A 19,835-nucleotide genomic window follows, 5' to 3' on the forward strand; every position below is an offset into this window, starting at 1 on the left:
CATGCTGCGCGGGTATTGTATTCACAGCAAAGCATATTCTATGTATTACCCTGCTGTCTTCACTTCACTCTTGCGGTGAAAATATGGAGTGGACTGTATCCGAACCCTCGTTACAGGATTACGAGTTTACAGGAACAAAGCCGCCCTTTTCGATGGCCCGGGTTCCTTCTTCGCTTTGCAGCCATTCGAGTAATCGTTGCATCGAAGGGCTTGGTTTCTCGCCTTCCCGTGTGACCACAAACAGTTGAGCTGTGAATGGATATTGTTTTGAACGAATGTGCTCTTTGTTCGGCTCCACTCCATCGATAGTCAAAAATTTGACCTCTTGACGATTATGCATCACATTTGCAAAATAATAAAATGAATATCCGAGCGCGTTGTGATCCTTGTTAAAATCTGCGACTGCATTAATCATACCACCCATAATGCCAATTCGGCGTTCCCGAGGCGGTTCAGCCATGTCATGGCCTGCCATCACTTTCTTTTGCATATACGTCTGACTTCCTGAATTTTCTTCTCGCTGATAAGCAATGATCGGCTGATCCTTGCCCCCTACTTCATTCCAATTGTGAATAGACCCTTCATATATGCGGCGAACCTGCTCCGAAGAAAGTCCGTCAACCGGATTGCCTTGATGAACGAGAAAAATAAACGCATCCCGCCCAATGGGGGTGAGCTTCATTTGTATTCCCCGGCTTTTTGCCAGACGCAGTTCCTCATCGGATGGACCGGCCACCAGAATCAGATCCGCCTTCTTTTCGATCAAATTGACATATGCCTGATGTGTCGTGTTGAATCTCAGTTCGTGCGCCGCGCGCGCCTTGCTCATTCCGGTCAATTCATGCAGCATATCCTGCGCGAACGGGATGGCCGCTGTAGCCCCGTCGACTACCGGAAAATCCCTCTCCGCGATGTACGGACGTTGAGGAAGCATCAGTGTAATCGTCAGCACAATGACGAGCGCAGCAGATATCGCGGCAACAACCCATTGCCATCTACGATCCACCTTTCCGTTCTTGTCGGTCACCACTGGATAACGATCTACCCCAACACCTACTACCATGCCAGCTATCGGCAGCAGTGCAGCCAGTAGAAACCAGATTTCACCATGCTGTGTATATGGCTCCAATACCTCCAGCACAGGTTCCGCCCAAGCGTGATAGAGTGAGAAGAGCTCCCACGACCCTCCCCATACCTCAGCAGGTTGACCGCCAGATCCTTGTAGTCCTACAAGCCACAACCACAGCCCGCATAATAATGATAATAGCCCGGTCAGCATCAACGGAAGCTTGCGCATGCTGGAAATACGCGCACTCAAGGCACCATAAGCTGCAAAAATCAGACCGACAATCCATGCATATAGCAGCATTATTACAATTACAGTTGTATCCGTCACACCTTCATGCCTCAGCAGAAGCTGTACTTGGGGTGCCACAACCATACTCCAAACTACATTAAACATGACTGAAAACAATCCAAACATAAACGTACCGCCCAGCCATGGCCAAAACCATGCTATCCGCACAGACTCATCCTGTTCCGGCTTGGTTATAACTCCCTTTGGATCAGACATGTACATCCCCCTATATCTTATGAATGAAATGAGACTGTAAGCCATTGCTTCTTCATTGTACAATTATGGTAAAGATTAGTATACGAGAGGAGGGTAAAAATGTCCTTATCCGATCACCCGAATAATACATCTGATGTTGCATTGCTCCGAAAAGCACACGATGATCTATGGCATTCCTTACAGCATATTCCGAACGAGGAGGCGCTCAAGCTGCATATGACAAAAAAAGGCCTCTCCCACGGGAAAGGCCTTTTTTGTATCGAATCTTTATATTGCTCTGGCATGGATTAAAAAACGGTGCTGCTTCACGTCCCAATACCCATCACGTTGGATATCCAAATACAGACCATACAGCTGTTCTATATATTTCTCTGGCTGAAAGTCTGCAATCTGCCATTCAATTGCTTTTAAGTAGTAGACAAGTGCTCCAATATCGTAAAACCGTTGTATCGGAAACTGTTCCTGCTGCTCCACGATTTCAAAGCCATTGCTTTTCAAACCTGTAACCGCTTGAGAAAGACTCCAGTCCGCATACTCGCTATAAGGCGCTCGCAAGCGGTCGTTAATGCCCGCACAATCCAGGCCCCCCACCTGTTGAGTCAAAAACGTCCCGCCTGTACGCAAAATACGTCGTACCTCCGCTGGCGAAAATGATTCATGCTTATTCAGCACGAGATCGAACCCGGCATCGCCAAACGGAAGGGAATCGTCATCATGGATAGCCATAACGCGCACGCCCAGCGGCTCCAACCTTTCCTTGGCAATAGGAACGTTTGGTGCATACGCTTCTGTCGCACATACGATTTCTGGATAAGGGCGTAGCCGGGATAATAGCTCTCCCCCGCCTGTACCCATATCCAGCATCGCCTTGGATAAATGGATCAACGCCAAAGCCTTGCTGACATAAGACCAGTCCAAAGGCTCGCTCGCCACTCGTCCCGTATCCGAGATAAATGAGAAATCCCATCCGGAAAAAGACTCTTCATGGTGCTTTAGTAGCTGTAGAAACTCACGATCTTCTGTATGTTTCATATCTTGTTGCTCCTCCCTGCATTGAGCTAAACATTGTTGTTGTCACTTTTCTGACATCAAGGTTCTACATTCTGTCTCTCTATACCTCTATTTACGTCAGCCCAATGCGGAGGAGCTCTTGCCCGTCGGTGAAGTTGTTATATGTCGTGTCGGAACCATTCCATGTTCATCTACCTCCGTCCATATGCCATCCAAACCAGATTGAGTCCCTCGTAAGGACTTAGGGAACTGCTGGTAAAGCCTTTGCAAGCTCCGGTGTGATGTCGTTTGGAGTTAAAAGGTAATAGCCTGTGTGGGGATCTGAACTAAATAAAGGTTTGATTTTAACCTGAAACAGGTATGTGCCCTTCACCATATTAGGAGTAAGGTTATAAGATCTACGCTTTTCCAGTACAGTGCTCCAGAGCTTTGGATCTTCAATCGTTATTGCTTTGTGCTTTTGTTGAATACTTCTAAATAGCTTATAGTCTTCAATATATTGATTGGGTTGATAAGGCTCCATTTCCTGAGAAATAATAGGAACAGCCCGTATTGAGAAAATATCCTTGGAATCAATGATCACCTTATCCGCATACCCCTTTTGCTCTAGCCAACCTGTAAGCTTGTGATATGAGGCCGGCCAACTAAATGAAATTTCACGCTTCCAGCTCGGTTCTTTATTGGTAGAGGATGACTCTTTATTTGTAATAGAAACATTCCCCAGAGGATATCGATGTGATTGCATTTCGCTATAACTCATATTTAATACTTCTTCTCTGAGTATATCTTCAAATTCACGAGTTTCTTTGGGATTGGTCAAAACCACTCGTCTTTCATTATCATCTATGGATTGGATATTAATCGTCTCTGCTTTTCCTTGCAGCTTATCCAGCTCGTATCTTACCGTTTTATAAGGCTCTGCTTCCATCACCTTAGTCAGTTCTGTCCTGAAAGGCTTTTCTGGGAATGTATAACGCCTAGTCATGGTGGAACCATCATCCAAACGGTAGACTATGACTGCCCTTTCAACGGCCAGGTTTTTGGACAACGATTTCTCGCCAGCTGCATGTGCACGTACGAGTTCACGATGTAAATTCAGCACAGAGGCGATATAGGCCCTGTCTTGGGAGTAATAAGCTTCTTTTTCTGCATCTCCCCCTAAAGGCTCCTCTTGCCCCACATAAACTTTTTCTACGGAGTGTGCTGTTGGAATCCGTCCCTCATAACCCAACCAACCTGAAATCGGGATATATAGTACTAGCCCCATGATCACACCGTAAACGACCATTTCTATCAAAGCGCGAACGCGCACAATTTGCCACGTTTTGCGGATGACCATCTCTACAATGATATAGCCTAAAATAGCTCCAAGTGCATACCCAAAAATCGACCAATTAGCTCCTCTTGTACCTGCATTATAAAAATAATCGCCTAGTACAAGCATAGCGCATAGTATAACCCCTGCCTTGAACAAAGGTTGAAAGAAAGAGAAAGCCATTGCCTGAGTCGCCTTCTCGACCAAGCGTTTACGATACAAACCATAACTCGAGGCGACAAACAGCAGGGAGATACCTATATAGGCAAGTAGCTCCATGTAAGAAAAGGCGCGATTCGGCAAGTTGTCCATAATGCGTACAAACGGCGATAAGTTTTCCCAAATATTATTATTGCTGCGAAACTCCGAACCGTTAATATATTGGACAATGGTTTCTTGCACCCGCACATATCCGTATAAATTACGCTCCAGAAAACGCCCCATCATCATGAATAGAAACTGAGGCAATAGCAATAAAACATACACTACTACGGTCTGTAGCAACGATTGTCCCACACAAATACCTACAAACACGGTAAAGGTAAAAAAGAAAATCGTAAGGACGGATACGACCAGTGCCCATGAACCAATATCATGGATATGAAAAATATAAGGCAGTTCGACTGACGTGTTAACCCAGGCAGTTACTCCCGCAGTCAGCCATACAGGTACAAGTAAAAGAATAAGACCGCTAATCAAATGTGCCGTTAATAGATGCTCTCTACGCAAAGGTAGGCTATGATACAAATCGGATGGCCCCTGTCTCTGAATAAAACGAAGCAGCATCACACCTGCCAGCACCGGTACGGTCACTAAAATTAATTTTTGCAATTCATTACCTGAGTTTGTACTATCGAATAAGCTTTTTAAAACCACTCGAGGTTGTTCATCACCAATGCTCATAAACAATGGCAGCGGTACTGTAAACAGTAATCCCGCCAAGTACAATAGACCGATCCAGCCATGCTGTCTCAGACTTTGGCGAATTACGCCGCCGCTACAGAAGAATCGGTTGGATGTCATAACCTGCGTCCTCCATTTCATAAATGAAAATTTCTTCAAGCGTCAGCGGCAGCAAATCGAACACATGCGGCTCATACGCTTCAATCGTCTCTGCAATCCGCTCTCGCTCACCCCGGATAATAAGCAGCAGAACACTGCCTCTCCGCTCCTTATGTACAACCGAAAGTTGTCCACACACGGCTTCCTCATGCATGCTGTCCCGAAAGGCAACTTGTACCTTATGCGTGTCGGACTTGAGATCGTCGACCTCTTTTTCCAACAGCATCCGTCCTTGGTGCATAATGCCGACATGATCACACATGTCTTCAATCTCACGCAAATTATGAGATGAGATCACGACGGTCATCTCACGTGCAGCGGTTTCTTGGAACAAGAGATTTTTGATCATTCTACGCATTACCGGGTCCAGACCATCAATGGGCTCATCCAAAACCAGCAGTTCAGGCATGCAGCTCAAGGCAAGCAAAAAAGCGGCTTGACGCTTCATTCCTTTGGAAAAACGGTGAAGTTTACGCTTCGGGTCAAGCTTGAAAATGTCTGTAAGCTGTATGTAGCGTTCCTCACTCCAACTTGGATAAATGGAGCGGTAAAACCGGGCCATCTGACGAATTGTCGCTTGCGGGAAAAAATAGGGAGTATCCGGCAGAAACAAAATGCGCTGCTTGACTTCCGGCTGCTCATACACCGGCTGTCCACCGATTAACACCTTGCCAGTATCCGGTCGGTAAATCCCGGCAATGATTTTGAGCAGTGTCGTTTTCCCTGCCCCGTTCGAGCCCAGCAGTCCAAAAATGGAGCCCTTCTTCACCGTAAGGGCGAGCTGATCGACAGCCTTTTCTTCTGTAAATGTCTTTGTGACTTCCCTTAACTCAATCAAGGGACATCCCCCTTTCCTTTGTTTGCATAGCTTCCACGTATATATCGTCCACTTCCTGCTGTGTAAAACCGAAATGGACGGCTTCGATCATCTGTTTTAACAATGCCGCCCGAATCTCATCCCGCTTTATTTGTTGAGGCTGCTGTCGGGTAGGCGTGACAAAGCTGCCTTTGCCCTGAACGGAATAGATATATCCTTCGCGTTCCAGCTCGCGATACGCCTTCTGAATCGTATTCGGATTCACCGTTAGCTGAGCGGACAATACCCGTACAGAAGGCAACTGCTCATCTGGCTGAAGTGATCCATACATGATCATTTCCTTCACCTTCTCGATAAGCTGTTCGTAGATCGGCTTGCGGCTGCGGATATCCAGCTCGAACATGGACTTCCTCCTTTCAACACTGGCTCAAATTCATTTGTATATGTCAACTGTTCTAACTGTACTATCATTAATAGTACAGTTAGAACAGTTTGTCAATCTTTCTTTGGATGTTTATTACAAAAATAGCCGTGATGCATCATGCATCACGGCTATCTTTTAGCATTCCTTCGGCTCATAAGGTTCGTCACGGCTTATATTCGCAAGTGTTTGCCCTTCCGGCAGCATGAGATCCAGCTGGAACCGGAACGTCGCTCCTCTGGCCTCCTCACTATCCACACCAATGGAACCCCCCATCAGGTTAACCAGGTTTTTGCAGATGGACAACCCCAGACCTGTCCCTCCATATTTCCGGTTCAGTGCCGGATGGAGCTGGGAAAAGGGCTGAAACAATAGATGCTGGCGGTCTGCAGGGATACCGATGCCAGTATCGGTTACACTGAACTCGATCAGGCACCTCTTTTTACGACGGCTGTAAGCCTTTCTCTCCACAAAGATATTTACACGCCCTCGCTCCGTAAATTTGATCGCATTGCTCACCAAATTCACCAGTACCTGCCGGATACGCACATGATCACCGACCAGCATCCCTGGCATCTCCTGATCCACATGCCATTTCAGCTCAATGCCTTTTTCCATAGCCTGCGTCATGAATAGGTCAGCCACACTGCCGATCACATCATCTAGCACAAAAGACTCGTGCAGCAACGACATTTTGCCAGCTTCGATTTTGCTCAAATCCAGTATCTCGTTCAAAATCTGCATTAAAGCACCGCTACTGCTGGTAATAATATCTATATAGCTACGCTGCTCCTCATCCAATTCAGTATCTGCAAGTAACCCTGCCATGCCTATAATGCCGTTCATCGGTGTACGAAGCTCATGACTCATCACAGAAAGAAACTCTGACTTGGCCCGATCGGCGCGTTCGGCGGACTCCTTGGCCCGAATAATTTCCTTTTCATTCGTCATGTCTACAAAAACCATCACAGCCCCTTTTCGCTCGCCATTATCCATCAGAGGACTGATCCGATAGGAGGCCAGGAAGCTGGACCCGTCTTTTTTCCAAAATACAGCTTCCTCTGCCTGATAAGAAGCTCCGCTACGAATCGCTTTAAGAATAGAGGGCTGTTCGTCCGGAAAATGACTACCAATTTCGTCAGCATGGCGAATCATGTCTATGCATGCGCTGTTCAGCAGATTTGCCGATCCAACGCCGAACATCTCGGCAGCTGCCGGGTTCATAAAGCGGACATGTCCTTCGGTACTTAAACCCACAATTCCTTCGGATACCGCATTCAAAATAAGCGAATGCTCGTTACTGAGCTTTTCAATTTGAGCGATGTAGCTTTTGAGAGGGGTAACATTTTCTATAATCCCGTAGCAGCCTACAATTTCCTCTTGCACGAAAATCGGGATATTGGTCATCTTGATGAATAGACGCTCCCCCTCCTTATGTATGAATTCCGATTCATAGGTTTGCGTCTCACCCTGCTTGGCCAACTCCATGTGACGCTTGATTTTGTCCTGTTCCTCAGAGGAAGCCATTATAAGTATGTCGGCCCCAAGCAGCTCATCCCTCGTATAACCCGTAAGCTCCTCCAAACTCGGATTCACACTCATGATATGACCTTCCATATTCACGGCGCATATCCCGAGTGGATTATGCTGAAACAGTGACTTATAACGGTTTTCACTTTCACGAAGGCGCTGCTCTATTTTCCGGTGCTCTGTAACATCCTGAATCATACCAACCACTTGAACGGGCTTACCTGCATGCTCGTCCATTTCAGCTTCCCAGATCGAACGCAGCACTTTTTGTTCACCATTGGGCAATACAATTCGGTAAAAGGTTTCTTCGCGAATTCCCTTTAATATAACGTTGGTAATGATCTGTTTCATCCGCTCTGTATCTTCTGGGTGAACAGCCGCCATGAGGGCGTCAATACTTGTTTCAACCGGCTTGACACGATTGCCAAAAATGCTGCGAAATTCCTTGGAAAAATGCATAACGTTGTTGACCAGATCCCAGTCCCATGAGCCAAACATCGCCAACTGCTGAGCTTTCGCCAGATTCTCCTCGCTCTTCTGGCGCTCTGTGATGTTGCGCCCGATGGATAGAACTCGCTTGATCTTACCCTGTTCATCCCGAATAATGCGGAACGATACTTCCAGCCACAAATAGTGCCCGTCCTTATGACGAACACGCCGCTTCATGATGCCTGTTTCCTTGAAAATTCCATGTACACGCATATAATCGGCATCTTCGATATGATAGAATTCGAGCCTTTTTTTGCCGAGCATTTCCTGCTTCGTATAGCCAAGGAGTTTCTCCACTGAAGGAGAAATATATTGAAGCTTGCCGTCCGGCGTGCTGTATGAGATGACATCCGGCGTATTTTCCGTAATCAGCATGTACAAATCCTCATTATCCGAGAGCACCTGCTCCATATCTTTTTTCTCCGTGATATCCATTGCATACGCAATCAAATAAGATTGATCGGTAGCCTCATCATCAAATATGGTTAATTCCAGCGATAGCCAGACGGTTGTTCCCCTTTTATGTTTCAAACGCAGCTCTGTCTTGTAGACTTGATCCGTAGCCTTTAACCAACCTGCATAGGCCTCTCTCAACCCTTGTTGATCCTGAGCTTCTTTATACAAGAGATGGTAATATCGGATATCCAGTAATTCCTCCTGCTCATATCCGACCATTTTGCAAAAGGCGGGATTGACGTACAGGCACTTCCCCTCCCTCGACAAAATAACTATCCCTGTCGGGGCATGATTATACATATGTTCCAGCAAAGGCAGTCGTTGAGCAGCAGAAAACACAATGAATCTCCTCCTTTGTGGTCCGGCAATTTTTCTAACTATACCTATTCTACATGATGGAATTTTTATAGAGAAGAGTCCGCCTCTAGTGTGAGAGCCGCTAAAACATGGATGCACAAAAGATTGCCGATGTAGGTTCATCGGCAATCTTTGAATTATTTTTTTTATACCACCCGGCTAAGAAAATGACGCAAAAATCGCTCCGCATCTACTTTAAGTGCCACTTCGACACTTGTCTGTGCATGAGCTTCATTCTCATTTGGCATCTCACGGGTGCGACCGACCTCGGCGGAATCCCCCACCTCGACGGCAATGCGCATTGGACGCGTCTCCACAAAACTGGAATCAATAGCCAACCCTACGGCTAAAGGATCATGCAATGCACATCCTGCAATACCAGGTCTGAAATTGCGATAAGCTTCCATATAAAAGTCCGTCATATCTGCCATAAACATGCCCAGCTCGCTCCCTTGCTCACGCCATTTGTCCACATCTTGCTGAGGAAGCAATGTTTGCATCGTGACGTCCAGTCCAACGAGTGTAAGCGGAAAGCCCGCTCCAAGCACATAGGCTGCGGCTTCTGGATCGGCGTAAATATTCGCTTCAGCCGTCGGAGTTACATTCCCCTTCACTGTTACCGCGCCGCCCATGATGATCAGGCGGTCAAGCAATTGGGGCAATTCCGGACAGCGATCCAGCGCAATCGCAAGATTAGTCAGCGGTCCCACTGCTACCAGGGTAAGCTTTCCTTCATAGCGACGAGCCTGTCCGATAATAAAGTCAGCCGCATCCCCAGACGCAGCCTGACGGGATGGTGTCCCTTTCAACTGATTGCCAATACCGTCTTCACCGTGAATATGGCGGGAATAAGGTTTGAACAGCTCACGAGCATACGGCTTGTGAGCGCCAGATACAACCGGAGTCTCTACATCCAGTTTTTCCAGCAGGATCAGTGAGTTACGTGTTGCCTCTTCCACCGAGATATTGCCAAAGGTAGTTGTAATGCCGAGTAGTTCCAATTCCGGCGAATGGACCGCGTACGCAATAGCAAGCGCGTCGTCGATGCCAGTATCTACATCTAGAATTAACTTTTTGCTCATGATGACCCTCCACAGTAGAACAGCATTCTTTTTTTCATTATACACAATTTGAATGATTATTCCCTTGGTCATCAGATTCTTTATCCGAAGACACTCAAAAAAGGCTACGGCAGTTGTGCCGTAGCCTTCCTTCAACACTTTTCAATTTGCTCAAACGCACATATTCTAAGGCTCGATTCCCCATACCAGCTTATCATTGTGGAACAACGTTACTTTGTTCCATTCTGCATAAGAGGTTTTGGTTGGATCGAAGGAGTAGTCATTGGATTCGTCCAGGTTAGACCAGTCGCTATTGTTCATGCGGATCTGGATATCACCTGTTTGCGCTCCAGCCGCAAGTGTACCGGCAGCAGCGTTGAAACCAATTTCAATATAGTTGTCTTTAATGGTACGCAGCACGTTATCATTACCTACTTGCGCCCAGTCTACTGCAGATTGCAGCTCTTGGCTGCCATCTTTCGTGAAGTAATAGCGGATCTTGAGCTCACTCAGCTTCACTGGTGTTGTCCCTTTATTTTTCAGGTTAAAGAAAGGCTTGGCAGCGTTATTCGCTGGATCAGTGTCCCCGGCCCGATACATTACAGCCAGATCACCCGCTGGTTCTGTAGGGTCTGTAGGGTCCGTTGGATCAGTCGGTGTACCTTTAGGTTCAGCGCTTACCGTTGCGGAATCCTTACTTGTTCCTTTCGCATTCGTAGCACTTACAACATAGAAGTAAGTTGTTCCGTTCGTCAGTCCCTTATCCGTGTACTCTCTTTCCGTTACAAGAGGCGCAACGGCTGTAAAAGGACCTGCTTCGCTAGTGGCACGTTTTACCGTGTAGCTATCGGCACCAGTAGACGCATTCCAAGTCAGCGTTACTTGAGCATTGCCCACAACAGCCTTTAAACCTGACGGTACAGCTGGAGCTGTAGGCGCTGGGTCCACACCACCAGTGGAAGGCACGATTGCAGGGTACGCATTTTGTACCAGCATCACAAACTGATCATGGAACCATGCTCCTGAAATAGGTGCATTCGGTAAAGCATCTGTTAATGTGCCATCCTTGGTTGTATAGGTAGGATCACACATACGGTCAAAGCCTTTACCCTCATCGTTCGGAATGAGTGAGCTGGAACCATCGGAATCACCCGGAGGTTTCGCCCATACATAGGCATCAATATGGCCAGCTGGAGCCGTTTGTGGCGGTGTTCCCATACCTGCTCCGCTGTTATTACACCAGTTACCACGGTGCGAGCGTTTGTCAACACGGCCTGAGTTTACATAGGAGTTAATATCATTGCCGACTGCGGAAGTCGGACGGTTAGGTCCGCCCCATCCGTTACGGCCTGTATCAATTAACATACCGAGTGAGCTCGGCCAGCCTGCGCTGACAAAATCTCTATGCAATGACTCTGCGAAATCCGATTCATCGAAATTAGGATTCCATTCATAGTACTTGGACGATTTGATCGGCTGTCCACCGATATTCAGATTTGGATCAGGCAAATTAGGCTCTGTCAGCGGTGAAGTATTGGCTGTATTCGTGATAAAGCCATCTACACTGGACAGACCTTTGCTAGTGTCTCTGAAGATAGTTGTAAACAGGGATACAGTTGCTGCACGGTTGTTATCCCAACCTAACCAGCCAGAGTGACCGATATCTACGTATTTGTACACATTCGGAATCTCGTTCAGCTTATTCATTGTGTACTTAACGCCAGCTTCATAAATCCCTGTAGACTTGGCTTGCGCACATTTAGGATCATCCAGATTGGTTACCAGGTTTGGCAAACTATCTGGTTCAATGATCGCTACGATGCGAATATCCTTATATTTGGGATTTGCAAAAATAGAAGCAATTTTGTCGACATAGTCCTTTTTATACGTTTCCAGACCTGCCTGGGTCAGCGGCAATTCACCATTGGAAGCCAAGGCATGACAATCCCGCCCCGGTAGATCATATATAATAAACTCTGCCGTAATCGGTGTGCTACCTTTCTTTTGCGCCAATACTTGGTCCAAATGCGCTTCCAAACCGAGCTTACCTCCACCGCCGTTAATGGCAGCGATACGATCAAGCCATACGGCTGTAGGGAATGTTTTGACAGTTTGCATTTTAGCTTTCAGATTGGCATCAGTAATTTTGGCAATCGATGTGTCAACACTAGCCGCATAATCAGGACTAACATATTTTGTCGCCCCTTGGTAAGGATTGTCCACATGGGATTCTGCATGTATTTTATCCGTAAATCCTGCACCTGGTAGAAAGCTGCTTGCGACGAGTGATAGCGCAAAAGCATACTTCATGCCTTTACGAAGCACTTGGTTTGTTTTCAATTGCTTCACCTATCTTTCCGTAAATTTTATTGAATCTTCCTATGTCGGCACCTGATTGTTACATGATTAAATGTGTGTTACGCCTACTTCCTCCAACAAAAGCGGCGTTCATAGTTGCGAAAGGTAAGCGCTTTCCATTTTATACTGCGCTCACATTTTCCCCTTTTTGTCACCTCCTATGTTAGATTATAGTGAGCTGGAAATCTGCTGTAAATTGAATAAATTAAGGACTAGATTATTAATTAGGCACATGAATTACCACTCTTCCATTTCTTTCGCTCTCCCCATTTCCGAGAACCAAGTCCTTCATATGATGAATAACCCCGCTGTGACAAGCTTTCCCAAGACTCGGAATCGACACCAAAGGAGCGGATTTAGAAAAAATAAGGGTACATTCTTTAATTTCCGTCAGCTCAAATCGACAATGATAAACTCCAGGCTGCCATCTATGGCAAATCGTTAGATCTATCGACAGCAAAAGGGTGTTTTCAGGCCCTCATGACCATGAAAACACCCTTTTATTGTTGTGCAATCAATCTCTGCTCATCAATCAAGTAAATGGAGTGAGCGTTACAGCAATTGTGCTAAGTAGCTGTTAGGCCTTGCTGTTCTGCACTTTTTCGCGATCCTTGCCTTTATCGGATTGCCCCGCATTTTTGTTTGCCGCATCCCGATCCAGTTGCATTTCTTCAACCGTCTTCACCTTAAGCCGTGCTGCTCCCTCATAAGATCGGGTTGGAATCAGATCGTCTGCAGCCAGACGTTGGCGAGCTGCGGATATCGCTGCTTCGTATTGTGGAAGCCATGCTTCCTGCGCTACCAGCATTTCATCGACCATCTGCCAAATTTCTTTCGGGTTACAAACCGCACCCACCAGCGGATCCATCATAAACGCTTGCCGCAACAGCTTATCATCTCCATGTACAGCTGCTTCGACAGCCAAACGCTGGACGGAAATACTTACATTGCAGACGGCGGCAAGACCGAGGGGAAGGTCCCCTACATGTGGCATGGAGATACCATTGCGATCCACATATCCAGGGGCTTCAATAATCGCATCGTCCGGCAGATTGGAAATCACTCCGTTGTTAACCACATTAAAATGCCCCCGGTATACACGTCCGGTTTCCAGACCTTCGATAATGTATGAGCCATGCTCTTCACCGCGATTCTCCGCCTTATACACCAATGGGTCTTCTTTCATCCAGTTGGGGAAATCGGTTTCAAACCAGTTACGTCCTTCCGTACATACACGCAGATAGCCGCCTGTTTCTCCGTTGATCCAGCTGCCCAGATCAATCCAGTCCAGAATTTCATCCGGACGCTTCCGGTACCAAGGTACATATTCACTTAGATGACCATTCGACTCTGTACTGTAATAGCCAAAACGACGAAGCATGTCGATGCGTACCTTTTCGGTACGGCTATATTCGGGATGTTTTTCAAAAGCCTCCAGCAGTCCGGCTGTCAGATCCTTGCCTTCATGTGACGCCTGAATGTACCACGTCTGGTGATTGATTCCGGCGCACACAATGTCCACATCCCGCTTCTCCAGGCCATACACTTCAGCAATTTGGTGATGCCCATGCTGTACGCCGTGACATAGACCAATCGTACGCACACCGCTGTATTTGTTGCAGGCCCACGTAATCATCGCCATTGGGTTCGAGTAGTTCAGCAGCAATACATCTGGAGCACTTAGCTCGCGGATATCCTTGCAAATGGCCAGCATTTCAGCAATACCACGCTGACCGTACATGATCCCTCCTGCACACAGTGTATCGCCAACGCATTGATCCACGCCATATTTCAGCGGAATATCCACATCGGTTGCAAAGCCCTCCAGCCCGCCAACCCGGATCGTACAAATGACGTATTTGGCATCCTTTAAAGCAACTTTGCGATCCGTAGAGGACTGTATTTGTATGGACAAACCATTCTCTCGAATATCCCGCTGGCACAACTCAGTGACCATATTCAGATTGTGCTTACTGATGTCCGTAAAAGCCACTTCAATATCATTAAATTCCGGCACCGATAACAGATCTCGCAAAATTCCACGGGTAAAACCAATGCTTCCCGCTCCAATAAAAGCCACTTTAAATGACACGGCATTCAACCTCCGGTATTAGAATTGTAATATACCGTCATTGTAGCAACATGTCTGTGGAAAGCGTTATCAAAATCATGACTAGATTCGTATTTAGGTGTCAAAAATCCTAACTTTCATGCCAACAGATGGTTGTCTATTTACATTTCGCTCCATTTCGTTTTCTCGTTGCTTTGTTGTATTTTTTCAGTTCAATATATACTTTAAGTTAAGTATATGTAGTAACATAAAAGAAAACATTCGACAGCAAGGAGCAGCCTAAGATGAACAAAAAGATAATCTTTTTAGATATAGATGGAACGCTAGTGGATGATGACGGTATGATTCCCGAATCTGCAAAAGCAGCATGTATCGAAGCGAGAAAGAACGGACATCTCATTTATTTATGCACAGGCCGATCCAAAGCGGAGATTTATGATTTTATCATGGAAGTCGGTTTCGACGGGATCATAGGAGCTGGCGGGGGCTTTGTAGAAATCGAAGGAGAGATGTTATATCACCACAAAGTATCGGATGAAGATGTAAAACATATGGTCGATTACTTTGATGAACATGATTTGGACTTTTATTTGGAATCGAACGGGGGACTGTTTGCGAGTAAAAACTTTTTGCCCCATGTGGAACGGCTTATTTATGGTGATGTGGACAATGATCCCGTAGCCAGAGAAAAAAAAGAACACCGCCCGCACCCTTTTATCACCGGCCTAACTATAGGAGAGGACAACCTGTACCGTAGTGACGTGAACAAAGCGTGTTTTTTGGAAAACAAAAACGTTCCTTTCGAACAAATCAAAAAGGAATTCGCGGGGAAATTTGAGGTTATTCAATGTACTGTATCTGCTTTCGGGCAAGACAGCGGCGAGCTAATGGTTCCGGGTATTCATAAAGCCGTCGCCATTGAGAAGCTTATTCAGCATTTGGGCATATCCAGGGAAGATACGATTGGAATCGGGGATGGCATGAACGATGCTGAAATGATTGAATATTGTGAGCTAGGAATTGCTATGGGAAATGCCAAGCCGGGCCTCAAAGCCATGGCCGATGAGATTACGGATGCTGTAGATGAAGATGGACTGTTTCATAGCTTTAAAAAGCATGGTCTGATTTAGTGAGGTTATTTTTTATACTTAAGCCCCTACAGCAGTTTCTGGACTTAAAAATGTCCTGATCCGTTTCATTTGACACTCGGTAGCCCACCAAAATTCAATTAAGATAGCTCTAAATATTGGAATCTAAATTCCAATATTCTTATTTTTGTATTTTTCCAATAAAATCCTCAAACATTTTCCTGGTTGCTACACTGCATCTTGGAAGTGTTTTTTCAATCCGTTCTTCAAATGTCTGTTGTTGCTTACCCTTCAAGATTTCTACTTTGATCATGTACCTTGATTACAATATGGAATTCCTCCTCAATAACCGCCTTATGCTGACGATAGCTGCGTGCGGTTGTTTTGTTGCTGTATAATGAGTTGAGTCTGTAAATATTCCCAAAGGAGCAAGACATGTCAAACCGTAAATGGACATTTATCCTTATCCCCGTCTTCCTGCCATTTGCCTGGCTGCTGCTTCAGTTCACTCTGTCTTCTCTTCAAATTCACCAATTTGCAGAGCAATTGAAGACGGTTTCACCAAAAGACGGGGTTTCCGATACAAAAGTGGTATTGATATCGCAGGAGTTAGACAATTATTACTGGCGGTCAATCGAACAAGGAGCCCGAAAGGAAGCGGAACAGTACGGTATGCGGCTCGATTATATCGGGCCGGACCGCATTAATCCGTCCGAGCAGATCAAACTGCTGGATAAAGCGATCGCCGCCAAGGCGGATGCAATTCTGGTTCAAGGGATAAATGATCCGGAGTATCGCCGATTAATCGACAAAGCGGCCGGACTTGGCATACCCGTCATCACGATCGATACGGATGAGCCGGACTCCCGAAGACTGGCTTATGTCGGAACGGATAACGAAGGAGCAGGAAAGCGGATGGGCGTGCTGTTGGCAAAAGCTTCTGGAGAGCGTGGCGACATTGGAGTTATGATCAGCAACGAGCGCGTCGAGAACCAGCGGCTCAGGCTTGCCGGCTTTCGTTCCGTGATCAGTCGCTATCCCAAGCTCCGCATTGTGGAGATCCGCTCCTCGGACATTTCGCGGCTTCAGGCAGCCCAGCAAGCTCAGAACATGCTCATCCGGTATCCGCAGATCCGCTACATCGTCGGATTCAGTGCGCTGGACGGCCCTGGCATTCTGGAAGCCTCGGAGCGGAGCGGAGCGCGGAGTTTGCAGATTTTCGCTTTTGACGATATGGCCGATACGTTGGAAGCCGTCAGAGATTGCAAAATCGAACTGACCCTTGTTCAGCAGCCTGTGGAAATGGGCGCTAAGGCTATAAAACTGCTGAATGATTATTTAAAGGGGAATGATCCCCAGGAATTAACGTACACCAGGGTATATGAAGTGCATGCGGACACTCCCGACAACATGGCCGGAGATGACGGACGATGACGATCAGAACGAAGCTGCTTCTGTTCATCCCCCTCCTAGTTGTGTTCGCCAATATCATCGCTTATTTTGTATTCCAAAGCGGAAAGGTCGTACAACAGAGCTACGATGAAATGCTTGGCCGAATTCTGCTCATCGAGCAAACCTCCGAATCGGCGGAGAGCAACTTAAAGCTCCTATACGCCTATCTGCTTAATCCGAGAGACGATAAGGCTGTGCAGGGCCCGACAGAAAGCCAATTGATGCTGTTGAAAAGCAGAATTCAGGAAGTTGCCGACTCGACCGACCCTTCTTTCGCGGAGGAGGACTACGTGAATCTGTTGTCCACATTTCTTGAACAGAAACTGGCCGCAGTTCTGGACGCAAATGCACAAGATCCTCAATCGGCTTTTGAACATTATATTGAAGCGGAGAAAACCGTCAGCTATATCCACGAGGAGGGACAACGACTGATCGATGCTGAACTAGCTTATTACCGGCCGATCATCGAGAACATCCGCAGCAAGAATGAGCGAATGAACGGATTGGGAGTGGCGTTGTTCGGCATGAACGCGCTGATGGGGGTTTTGCTTGCAATCTGGGTCTCGCGCAGCATTACTGGCCCTGTCGGCAGACTTGTCGGACTGGCGAAGCGAATCGCCACAGGCGATCTGAATATCGAGCCCCAACCGCGACGGGATGACGAGCTAGGCGTACTGTCGGACGCCATTTCGCAAATGTCCGCCGATTTGAGCATCCTCATCGAGAAGGATAAACAGAGTCTGGAAATGCGGCGGCTTGTGAAGGAACTGGAGCTTCTGGCTCTGCAAAGTCAAATTAACCCGCACTTTTTATTCAATACCTTAAATGTGCTCTCCAAACTGGCGATCCTGGAAGGGGCGGAAAAAACCAGCGACCTGATCGTTTCGCTGTCCAATCTGCTACGGTACAGCCTGCAGAAGCTGGACAAGCCCGTAACTCTCCAGGAGGAACTGGATCATATCCGCGAATACGTAACAATCCAGCAGGCGCGGTTCCGGGACAGAATTCGCTTTGATCTTCACTTTGACGCTTCCGTACTTCAGCAGCAAATTCCGGCCCTGACGATCCAGCCGTTCATTGAAAACGCTTTTCTTCATGGTGTGGCGGATATGGAAAACGGAGCCATTATCGCGTTGACGCTGTCGAGAGCGGGCGAGGATGTGCAAATTAAAATTTCGGACAACGGAAAGGGCATGGCTGAGGAAACCCGACTGTCCGTGCTCCGTCTTGAAGGCGGAGCCGAAAGCGACAGTTCAACGGGACTTGGAATGCAAAATGTATTTAAGCGGCTACAGTTGTTCTACGGAAAGGAAGGAATGGTTGAAATCAGCAGCAATACCGGACTAGGTACTGCCATAACAATACGAATTCCAGTCAAGAAGGAGAGTGAGCGGACTGATGTATCGGTTGTTGATCGCGGATGACGAGGCCTTGGAGAGGGAGGGTCTGGAATTGACAGTGGAACGGGCGATGCCGGGGGTATTCCGGTTTATTCATGCCGGCAACGGCCGCATGGCGATCGAATGCGCGGAAGAGCACCGTCCCCATATTGCCATTCTGGATATCAACATGCCCGGAATCAACGGGCTTGAAGCGCTTCGTGAATTAAAGGAGCGGCTTCCCGATACCCGGTTCATGCTTGTCACCGCCTATGATTATTTTGCCTATGCCCGGGAGGCGCTCTCTTTGGGCGTAAAAGAATATATTCTGAAGCCGGCGAAGCGAGAACTAGTCATCGGTACACTGAAACGACTGATTGAAGAAATTGAGCGCGAAAAGCGGGCACGTACGGAAGAATTGGAGCTTAGGCACAAAATCTCACAGTTGATGCCGCTCGCAGAAAATGAGCTGGCTTTAATGCTTATGGTCGACCAGACGGTGGATTCGAGTGCTTCCCAGCTGTCGGAATGGCTGAACTTTCCTCTTGATCAGGGAAGCGCCATCATTGCCGCCTTTGACGGATATACGGACGAGCAGGATAAAAAGAAAATTTACGATCATTTCCGTAGCTTTGTAAAAACGCATGGTCCGAATTCCATTGTAAGCTCCTTGATCGACCATCATGTAGCCACTTTTTTACGAAAGCCGTCTACCATCGGCGAAAACGACTGGCGGCAATTGGTTAAACACCTTGTCCAGCAGCTCTCCGAGCTTGCCCGGCAGCAACTTGGCATAAAGACGGCCATTGGAATCGGATCGCTGCATAGCGGCGAGGAAGGACTTCGCAAGTCCTATTTCGAAGCCGTTTTTGCCTCCACCCTACGCAAGCGGGATGGGGGTTACTGCCACTTTGACGAACTGAAGTCGTCAGAGGCCGGAAACGCTTCTTTGCTTGCCGTCAAAGCAGAGAAAGGAATGCTTCAGCAGACGTACGTCATGTCAGCACTGCAACGGATACGCGAACAGCGGGAGGTTCAAACCCTGACTATGCTGGGCAGGGCGAAAAGATATATCGAGGAACGGTTCAACGATGATCTTTCGCTGGAAGAAGTGGCTGATTTCGTCCATTTGAATCCTCACTATTTCAGCAAAATTTTCAAACAGGAATACGGAGAAACGTTCATCGACTTCGTAACCCGACTGCGGATTGATAAAGCCATTTCTCTGATTAAGGCCGCTAACCTTACTCTTAAGGAAATCAGCTTTGAAGTGGGTTATAAGGATCCGAACTATTTTAGCCGCGTCTTTAAGAAGATAACGGGCGTTCCTCCCACTGAGTTCAAAGGCCAAAAATAGTAGAGATTCATCCATGCCGACCATCGGCATGGATTTTT

General features: G+C 47.0%; 13 protein-coding genes. 4 read left to right on the forward strand and 9 right to left on the reverse strand.

Annotated features, from left to right (window positions below; all coding sequences use genetic code 11):
- Positions 1–118 precede the first annotated feature (118 nt).
- The 9 genes from AC6EJC_RS05460 to AC6EJC_RS05500 all read right to left on the reverse strand — a co-directional run bounded on the left by AC6EJC_RS05460 (position 119) and on the right by AC6EJC_RS05500 (position 14,542).
- On the reverse strand, positions 119–1,573 hold the full coding sequence (locus AC6EJC_RS05460) for a PstS family phosphate ABC transporter substrate-binding protein (RefSeq protein ID WP_444953083.1): 1,455 nt from the start codon (positions 1,571–1,573) through the stop codon (positions 119–121).
- 267 nt (positions 1,574–1,840) lie between these two features.
- Positions 1,841–2,605 (reverse strand): class I SAM-dependent methyltransferase, encoded by a 765-nt coding sequence (locus tag AC6EJC_RS05465; protein ID WP_444953084.1) that lies wholly within the window; start codon positions 2,603–2,605, stop codon positions 1,841–1,843.
- Between the two features lie 220 nt (positions 2,606–2,825).
- The gene (locus AC6EJC_RS05470; protein ID WP_444953085.1) at positions 2,826–4,922 is read right to left on the reverse strand and encodes a multidrug ABC transporter permease; all 2,097 of its coding nucleotides are present in this window, start codon (positions 4,920–4,922) and stop codon (positions 2,826–2,828) included.
- Entirely contained in the window at positions 4,897–5,799 is a 903-nt protein-coding gene (locus AC6EJC_RS05475; protein WP_444953086.1) for an ABC transporter ATP-binding protein, read from the reverse strand. Before AC6EJC_RS05475 ends, AC6EJC_RS05470 begins: the two co-directional genes overlap by 26 nt.
- Positions 5,792–6,181: a GntR family transcriptional regulator gene (locus AC6EJC_RS05480; protein WP_444953087.1), complete on the reverse strand. Its 390-nt coding sequence runs from the start codon at positions 6,179–6,181 to the stop codon at positions 5,792–5,794. Before AC6EJC_RS05480 ends, AC6EJC_RS05475 begins: the two co-directional genes overlap by 8 nt.
- A gap of 156 nt (positions 6,182–6,337) precedes the next feature.
- Positions 6,338–9,013, reverse strand: a complete 2,676-nt coding sequence (locus AC6EJC_RS05485) for a PAS domain S-box protein (protein WP_444953088.1) — start codon at positions 9,011–9,013, stop codon at positions 6,338–6,340.
- A gap of 164 nt (positions 9,014–9,177) precedes the next feature.
- On the reverse strand, positions 9,178–10,113 hold the full coding sequence (locus AC6EJC_RS05490; protein ID WP_444953089.1) for a nucleoside hydrolase: 936 nt from the start codon (positions 10,111–10,113) through the stop codon (positions 9,178–9,180).
- A gap of 165 nt (positions 10,114–10,278) precedes the next feature.
- Positions 10,279–12,441, reverse strand: coding sequence for a glycoside hydrolase family 6 protein (locus AC6EJC_RS05495; protein ID WP_444953090.1), 2,163 nt, complete (start codon positions 12,439–12,441; stop codon positions 10,279–10,281).
- 586 nt (positions 12,442–13,027) lie between these two features.
- The gene (locus AC6EJC_RS05500) at positions 13,028–14,542 is read right to left on the reverse strand and encodes an alpha-glucosidase/alpha-galactosidase (RefSeq protein ID WP_444953091.1); all 1,515 of its coding nucleotides are present in this window, start codon (positions 14,540–14,542) and stop codon (positions 13,028–13,030) included.
- Between the two features lie 263 nt (positions 14,543–14,805).
- Between AC6EJC_RS05500 and AC6EJC_RS05505 the strand changes: the two genes are divergently transcribed.
- From AC6EJC_RS05505 to AC6EJC_RS05520, 4 genes are all read left to right on the forward strand, one after another.
- Complete coding sequence (locus tag AC6EJC_RS05505) at positions 14,806–15,651, forward strand: Cof-type HAD-IIB family hydrolase (RefSeq protein WP_444953092.1); 846 nt, start codon at positions 14,806–14,808, stop codon at positions 15,649–15,651.
- Between the two features lie 393 nt (positions 15,652–16,044).
- Positions 16,045–17,043, forward strand: coding sequence for a substrate-binding domain-containing protein (locus AC6EJC_RS05510; RefSeq protein ID WP_444953093.1), 999 nt, complete (start codon positions 16,045–16,047; stop codon positions 17,041–17,043).
- Positions 17,040–18,485 (forward strand): sensor histidine kinase, encoded by a 1,446-nt coding sequence (locus AC6EJC_RS05515; RefSeq protein ID WP_444953094.1) that lies wholly within the window; start codon positions 17,040–17,042, stop codon positions 18,483–18,485. The genes AC6EJC_RS05510 and AC6EJC_RS05515 overlap by 4 nt, the downstream gene beginning before the upstream one ends.
- Entirely contained in the window at positions 18,460–19,797 is a 1,338-nt protein-coding gene (locus tag AC6EJC_RS05520) for an AraC family transcriptional regulator (RefSeq protein WP_444953095.1), read from the forward strand. Before AC6EJC_RS05515 ends, AC6EJC_RS05520 begins: the two co-directional genes overlap by 26 nt.
- Positions 19,798–19,835: the final 38 nt, after the last annotated feature.

Source organism: Paenibacillus sp. TY11 (genome assembly GCF_059772165.1).

What these genes read in the sequence shown, in the direction of transcription:
- AC6EJC_RS05460 (WP_444953083.1), bottom strand. Translation starts at nt 1,573, where the DNA reads ATGTCTGATCCAAAGGGAGTTATAACCAAGCCGGAACAGGATGAGTCT.
- AC6EJC_RS05515 (WP_444953094.1), top strand. Translation starts at nt 17,040, where the DNA reads ATGACGATCAGAACGAAGCTGCTTCTGTTCATCCCCCTCCTAGTTGTG.
- AC6EJC_RS05510 (WP_444953093.1), top strand. Translation starts at nt 16,045, where the DNA reads ATGTCAAACCGTAAATGGACATTTATCCTTATCCCCGTCTTCCTGCCA.
- AC6EJC_RS05505 (WP_444953092.1), top strand. Translation starts at nt 14,806, where the DNA reads ATGAACAAAAAGATAATCTTTTTAGATATAGATGGAACGCTAGTGGAT.
- AC6EJC_RS05465 (WP_444953084.1), bottom strand. Translation starts at nt 2,605, where the DNA reads ATGAAACATACAGAAGATCGTGAGTTTCTACAGCTACTAAAGCACCAT.
- AC6EJC_RS05480 (WP_444953087.1), bottom strand. Translation starts at nt 6,181, where the DNA reads ATGTTCGAGCTGGATATCCGCAGCCGCAAGCCGATCTACGAACAGCTT.
- AC6EJC_RS05470 (WP_444953085.1), bottom strand. Translation starts at nt 4,922, where the DNA reads ATGACATCCAACCGATTCTTCTGTAGCGGCGGCGTAATTCGCCAAAGT.
- AC6EJC_RS05490 (WP_444953089.1), bottom strand. Translation starts at nt 10,113, where the DNA reads ATGAGCAAAAAGTTAATTCTAGATGTAGATACTGGCATCGACGACGCG.
- AC6EJC_RS05520 (WP_444953095.1), top strand. Translation starts at nt 18,460, where the DNA reads ATGTATCGGTTGTTGATCGCGGATGACGAGGCCTTGGAGAGGGAGGGT.